7 protein-coding genes are annotated in these 6,066 nt (G+C 70.7%); 5 read left to right on the plus strand and 2 right to left on the minus strand.

Going from position 1 to position 6,066, the window contains the following annotated elements:
* Positions 1–40: 40 nt before the first annotated feature.
* Positions 41–1,033 (plus strand): hypothetical protein, encoded by a 993-nt coding sequence (locus tag AOJ26_RS22940; RefSeq protein WP_063790306.1) that lies wholly within the window; start codon positions 41–43, stop codon positions 1,031–1,033.
* Here the strand turns inward: AOJ26_RS22940 and AOJ26_RS22945 are convergent.
* Positions 1,016–1,789 carry a TetR/AcrR family transcriptional regulator gene (locus AOJ26_RS22945; protein WP_053850228.1) on the minus strand — a complete coding sequence of 258 codons (774 nt, stop codon included), beginning with the start codon at positions 1,787–1,789 and terminating at the stop codon, positions 1,016–1,018. The two genes, AOJ26_RS22940 and AOJ26_RS22945, sit on opposite strands and share 18 nt — an antisense overlap.
* Positions 1,790–1,876: 87 nt before the next feature.
* Here AOJ26_RS22945 and AOJ26_RS22950 point away from each other — a divergent pair, with 87 nt between their 5' ends.
* The 3 genes from AOJ26_RS22950 (at position 1,877) to AOJ26_RS22960 (ending at position 5,293) form a co-directional block, all read left to right on the plus strand.
* The gene (locus tag AOJ26_RS22950; RefSeq protein ID WP_053850229.1) at positions 1,877–2,842 is read left to right on the plus strand and encodes an ATP-binding cassette domain-containing protein; all 966 of its coding nucleotides are present in this window, start codon (positions 1,877–1,879) and stop codon (positions 2,840–2,842) included.
* Positions 2,839–3,648, plus strand: coding sequence for an ABC transporter permease (locus AOJ26_RS22955; protein WP_053850230.1), 810 nt, complete (start codon positions 2,839–2,841; stop codon positions 3,646–3,648). Before AOJ26_RS22950 ends, AOJ26_RS22955 begins: the two co-directional genes overlap by 4 nt.
* Positions 3,649–3,778: 130 nt before the next feature.
* The gene (locus AOJ26_RS22960) at positions 3,779–5,293 is read left to right on the plus strand and encodes a cellulase family glycosylhydrolase (RefSeq protein ID WP_053850231.1); all 1,515 of its coding nucleotides are present in this window, start codon (positions 3,779–3,781) and stop codon (positions 5,291–5,293) included.
* Positions 5,294–5,330: 37 nt separating this feature from the next.
* Here the strand turns inward: AOJ26_RS22960 and AOJ26_RS22965 are convergent, their stop codons facing one another.
* Positions 5,331–5,756: a winged helix-turn-helix transcriptional regulator gene (locus AOJ26_RS22965; protein ID WP_053850232.1), complete on the minus strand. Its 426-nt coding sequence runs from the start codon at positions 5,754–5,756 to the stop codon at positions 5,331–5,333.
* A gap of 66 nt (positions 5,757–5,822) precedes the next feature.
* Here AOJ26_RS22965 and AOJ26_RS22970 point away from each other — a divergent pair.
* Positions 5,823–6,066, plus strand: a 244-nt coding sequence (locus AOJ26_RS22970; RefSeq protein WP_234358650.1) for an alcohol dehydrogenase catalytic domain-containing protein, incomplete at its 3' end; no start/stop codon positions are given.

Genomic DNA, 6,066 nt, shown 5'->3' on the forward strand with positions numbered 1-6,066 from the left:
CACCCCGTCCAACCCCCGGAGGGGATGGCAGGCTTGGGGCATGCGTCGATCCTTTGCCGTGTTCGTCGGGGTCCTGTTCCTGGGCGGCCTCACCCTGCCCGTGGCCGTGCCCGCCTCCGCCGCCGACGGGGACGGGAAGGGGGACCGGGGCTTCACCATCAGTGACCCCCGGATCACCGAGTCCAGCGGGCTCGCCGCCTCCCGGCAGCACCCGGGGATCTACTGGACCCACAACGACCAGGACACCGGCGCGTACCTGTACGCCGTGGACAGCGCCACCGGGAAGACCGTCGCCAGGATCACCATGACGGGCGTGGGCACCCCGAGGGACGTCGAAGCCGTCTCCGTCGGGCCCGACAACCAGATCTGGGTCGGTGACATCGGCGACAACGACGGGGTCACCTGGCCCTACGTGTGGATCTACAGGCTGCCCGAGCCGAAGGACCTGAAGGACCAGTCGGTCAAGGCCACCCAGTACGTGGTGAAGTACACCGACGGCTCGCGCGACGCCGAGTCGATGGTCGTCCACCCGAAGACCGGGCGCGTCTACATCATCGACAAGCAGGAGGACGGCGGGCATCTCTACGCGGGGCCCGCCACCCTCTCGCCCTCCGGGACCAACGTCTTCAAGCCCGTCAAGGCCGTCGACCTGTGGGCCACCGACGCCGCGTTCTCGCCGGACGGCCGACAGCTCGCCGTACGCGGGTACTTCGGCGGCATCTGGTACGACTGGAACGGCGGCGACCTCAAGCGCGGCGGGCGCCTCAGCGTGCCGCTCGGGCAGGGCGAGTCCGTCTCCTACTCGCCGGACGGGACCAAGCTCCTGCTCGGCATGGAGGGCGCCGACAGCGAGGTGGAGGCGCAGGACGCGCCCGGCGGCGGCGGGTCCGGGTCGTCCTCGGACAGCGGAAGCCCGTCGGCGTCGGCAGGCGACGGCGGCGGGGACTCCGGCGGCACCGTCAAGATCGGCGCCCTCGCCCTCGGGGCCGTCGTCGCCTTCTTCGGACTCCGCCGCCTATTCCGCCGTTCCTGAGTCCTCCCGACGGCCGGCCACGAACACCTCCAGGCCGTCCAGGATCCGCTGCAACCCGAACTCGAAGTGGTCGAACGCCGGGCTCCAGGTGTCCTCGGCGAGGGACCCGAGAACCGGGTAACGGCCGGTGGCCATGACCTTCTCCAGGAACGGCGCCTGGGCCGCGAAGAAGTCCGCCGTCGTCATGCCCGACGTACGCTCCGCCTCCCGCTGGTAGACCTGGGTGCGGGCGGCCCCGACGACGTACCCGTCGACCATGATGACCGCCGACACCAGCTCCGGGTCGGTCAGGCCCATCGGCCGGATCCGGCCCAGGATCTTCTCCATGCCGTCCAGCGCGCTCGGGCCGAGCAGCGGCCGGGCCTGGTTGACGCCGAGCAGCCAGGGGTGCCGGGTGTAGAGGGCGAGCGTGGCGCGGGCCATGGCCGCAAGGGCCGAGCGCCAGGTGCCGTCGCCGAGGTCGGCCGGGTTCTCCGAGGGGCGCTGGACGCGGTCGAGCATCAGGTCGAGCAGTTCGGCCTTGCCGGGGACGTACCGGTACAGCGACATCGCGCCGGTGCCGAGCTCGGCGGCGATCCGCCGCATCGAGACCGCGTCGAACCCCTCCTCGTCCGCGATCCGGACGGCTGCTTCCACGATCCGGTCCAGCGTCAGGCCGGGTTTCGGGCCCCGGCTGGGCCGCGGTCCGCCGTCCCACAGCAGTTCGAGCGTGCGGACGATGTCCCCGCTGCCACTGGTCTCGCCGCTGCTCGTCATGGGGGCAGCTTAGTTCCGGGAAAAAACTGAGTACAGCGTACGCGCAATCGGGTACGGTGTACTCAGTTACGGAGTGAAGGGGGCACCATGACCGACGACGGATACGCCGTGCGCGCCGAGGGCCTGGAGAAGCGCTACGGCGAGAAACGCGCGCTGGACGGCTTCGACCTCGCCGTCCGAGCGGGCACCGTGCACGGCCTGCTCGGGCCGAACGGCGCGGGCAAGACCACGGCGGTCCGCATCCTGTCCACGCTGATCCGGCTGGACGGCGGCCGGGCCACCGTCGCCGGACTGGACGTGGTCCGGCAGGGACGCGAGGTGCGGTCGAGGATCGGTCTCACCGGGCAGTACGCGGCCGTGGACGAGGTCCTCACCGGCCGGCAGAACCTGGAGATGTTCGGCCGGCTGTTCCACCTCGGCGGCAGGCGGGCCAAGCGGCGGGCCGGCGAGCTCCTGGAGCAGTTCGACCTCACCGACGCCGCCGACAAGGGCGTGGGCAAGTACAGCGGCGGCATGCGGCGCCGCCTCGACCTCGCCGCGTCGATGATCCTCGCGCCCGCCGTGCTCTTCCTGGACGAGCCGACCACAGGGCTGGACCCCCGCAGCCGCGGCGAGGTCTGGGAGTCCGTGCGGGCGCTGGTGGCGGGCGGCACCACGGTCCTGCTGACCACCCAGTACCTGGAGGAGGCCGACAGGCTCGCCTCCCGCGTCACCGTCATCGACCAGGGCCGGGCCATCGCCGACGACACCCCGGACGGTCTCAAGGACCGGATCGGCGGCGACCGTGTCGAGGTCGTGGTCGCCGAGCGGGCGGACATCCCGCGCGTGGTGAAGGTCGTCGCCCGGGTCTCCGACGGCGAACCGGAATCGGAGGAGGGGGAGTTGCGGGTGCACGCACCCGTGGTCGACCGGGTCTCCGCGCTCACCGAGGTGGCCCGCACCCTCCAGGACGAAGGGGTGAGGGTCGAGGACATCGGACTGCGCAGGCCGAGCCTCGACGACGTGTTCCTGCGCCTGACCGGACACCGCACGGAGAAGGAGTCGGCGGCATGAGCACACTGGAGACCACCCACGGCCGCACCTACTGGGTCCTCGCCGACGTCTGGAACATCGTCCGCCGCGGACTCACCCACTACCAGCGCCAACCGGTCAACATAGCCTGGCAGCTGGGCTTCCCGATCCTCTCCGTCCTGCTCTACGGCTATGTCTTCGGCAGTGCCATGCGGGTGCCCGGTGGCGGGGACTACAAGGACTTCCTGATGCCGGGCATGTTCGTGATGACGATGGCCTTCGGGTTCATCAACACCGCGACGCTGGTGGTGTACGACGCCACGAAGGGCGTGATCGACCGGTTCCGCTCGATGCCGATGGCCTCCTCCGCGGTGGTCGCGGGGCGCGGGGTGACCGATCTGCTGGTCGCCTGCGCCGAGTTGGCGATCATGATGCTCACCGCGGTGGCCATGGGCTGGCGGCCCGACGGCGGGTTCGGTTTCCTCGCCGCCTTCGGCCTGCTGCTGTGGCTGCGGTTCGCGCTGATCTGGATCGGGGTGTGGCTCGGCCTGATGGTCCCCAACCCGGAGGCGGCGGGCGGCCTGTTCGCGGTCGCCTTCCCGCTCACGATGATCTCCAGCATCTTCGTGGCGCCGCAGCTCATGCCCGACTGGCTGGGCGCGGTGGCCGCGTGGAACCCGATCTCCTCGACGGCCGCGGCCACCCGTGACCTGTTCGGGACGCCGGTGGGCGGCGGGGACTCCTGGGTCGAGCAGCACGCGCTGCTGATGGCCGGGGTGTGGCCCGTGGTGCTCACGGCGGTCTTCCTGCCGCTGGCGGTGCGCAGGTTCAGGAAGCTCAGCCGGTGACGTCGCCCGCACAAGGTGACGTCAGGTGTCTTGACGTGTCCATGTGACCTGACTTCCATGGGAGGTGCAGGGCGGTGGGAGCGCTCCCACCACGTTCCGGGCCCGCGCCTCCCGAGAGGAAGCAGCGAACATGTTCCGCAGCTTGCGAAGAGCGCTGTGCACGGTGGCGGCGGCTCTCCTGGTGCCCCTGGGGACCGCAGGTCTCCAGACGGCCGACGCCGCCGAGTCGGCCGGCGCCGGCTACTGGCACACCAGCGGCCGCCAGATCGTGGACGCCTCCGGGCAGCCGGTCCGGATCGCCGGCATCAACTGGTTCGGCTTCGAGACCAGCAACCTGGTCGTCCACGGCCTCTGGTCCCGCGACTACAAGTCCATGATCGACCAGATGAAGTCGCTGGGGTACAACACGATCCGCATCCCGTTCAGCGACGACATCTTCAAGTCGGGTGCGGTTCCGAACAGCATCGACTTCTCCAGCGGCAAGAACGCCGACCTCCAGGGCCTGAACTCGCTCGGCGTCCTGGACCGGATCGTGTCGTACGCCGGCCAGGACGGCCTCAAGGTCATCCTCGACCGGCACCGCCCGGACTCCGCCGGCCAGTCGGCGCTCTGGTACACGGCCGCCGTCCCGGAGTCGACGTGGATCGCCAATCTCAAGGCACTCGCGGCGCGTTACAAGGGCCAGAGCACGGTCGTGGGCATCGACCTGCACAACGAACCCCACGACCCGGCCTGCTGGGGCTGCGGGGACACCGCCACGGACTGGCGGCTGGCCGCCCAGCGGGCCGGGAACGCGGTGCTGTCCGTCAACCCCGAGCTGCTGATCTTCGTCGAGGGCGTGCAGACCGTCAACGGCGTCTCGGGCTGGTGGGGCGGCAACCTGATGGGCGTGGCCCAGTACCCCGTGCAGCTCGACGTCGCGAACCGGGTCGTGTACTCCGCCCACGACTACGCGACCAGCGTGGCCCAGCAGAGCTGGTTCAGCGACCCGGCCTTCCCCGCCAACATGCCGGGGATCTGGGACAAGTACTGGGGCTACATCTTCAAGCAGAACATCGCCCCGGTGTGGGTGGGCGAGTTCGGCACCACGCTCCAGTCGGCCGTGGACCAGAAGTGGCTCGCCGCGCTGGTGAGTTACATGCGGCCGACCTCGACGTACGGCGCCGACTCCTTCCACTGGACCTTCTGGTCCTGGAACCCCAACTCCGGTGACACGGGCGGCATCCTGAAGGACGACTGGCAGACCGTGGACACCGTGAAGGACGGGTACCTCGCGAGCGTCAAGGCGCCGGGCTTCCCCGGCTCGGGCGGCGGGACCGACCCCGGCGGTCCGGGCGGCGGCACGGCGGCCTGCACCGCCGCCTACACGGTCAGCAGCGACTGGGGCGGCGGCTTCAACGCCGAGGTCAAGGTGACCAACACGGGGTCGACCGCCCTCTCCTCCTGGAAGGTGACCTGGACCTGGCCGGGCAACCAGAAGGTCACCTCCATGTGGAACGCGTCGTACACCCAGACCGGCTCGACCGTGACCGCAGGCAACGCCGCGCACAACGGGACGGTGGCGGTGGGCGGTTCGACGAGCTTCGGGTTCGGCGGGGCGCCCGGGGGCGGGAGTGCGCCGACGGTGACCTGCACGGCGAGCTGAACTGTCGGGCGCCCGGCGGAGTGATCGCCGGGCGCCCTCACCGTCGTACCGGGCCGGGGTCCTGGTGCTGCTCCGCGGTCCGGGCGTCGAAGTTCTCCCGGGCGGCGCGGATGGTGCCGATGTTGGCCTGCGACCAGTCGGTGATGTGCTGGATCAGGGCGCCCACCTCCCGGCCCAGGCCGGTGAGCCGGTACTCCACGCGGGGCGGCACGGTCGGGTACACCTCGCGGGCCAGCAGGCCCTCGCGCTCCAGGGAGCGCAGGGTCGAGGTCAGGACCTTCTGGGTCACGCCGTCCAGACGGCGGCGCAGTTCGGTGAAGCGCATCGGCCGACCGTCCTCCAGGGCCACGAGCACCAGCATGGTCCACTTGCTCGCGATCACCTCCAGCACGGCCCGCGTCGGGCAGTCGCGCAGGAAGACGTCCACGCCGCCGTGTTCTCTGAGGTCGAAGCCGGTATCCATGAGGAACCTCGATATCAGACAAGTGCCTTCTTCCGCGCGGGGATTGCGGCGGCCGAGGATGGGCCCATGAACCGCGTGAACCGTATGCATGCCATCGTCCAGTCCGCGTTCGGCGGGCCCGAGGTACTGACGTACACCGAGACCGACGTCCCCGAGCCCGGGCCCGGGGAGGTGCTGGTGCGGGTCGGGGGTGCCGGGGTGAATCCCGGGGACACGGTGCTGCGGTCCGGGCGGGTGCCGGAGCTGGTGACGCTGCCGTGGACGCCGGGGAACGACGTGGCCGGGGTCGTGGCGGGCGTCGGCCCCGGGG

Source organism: Streptomyces sp. NRRL B-24085 (genome assembly GCF_001282115.1).
GTDB lineage: Bacteria > Actinomycetota > Actinomycetes > Streptomycetales > Streptomycetaceae > Streptomyces.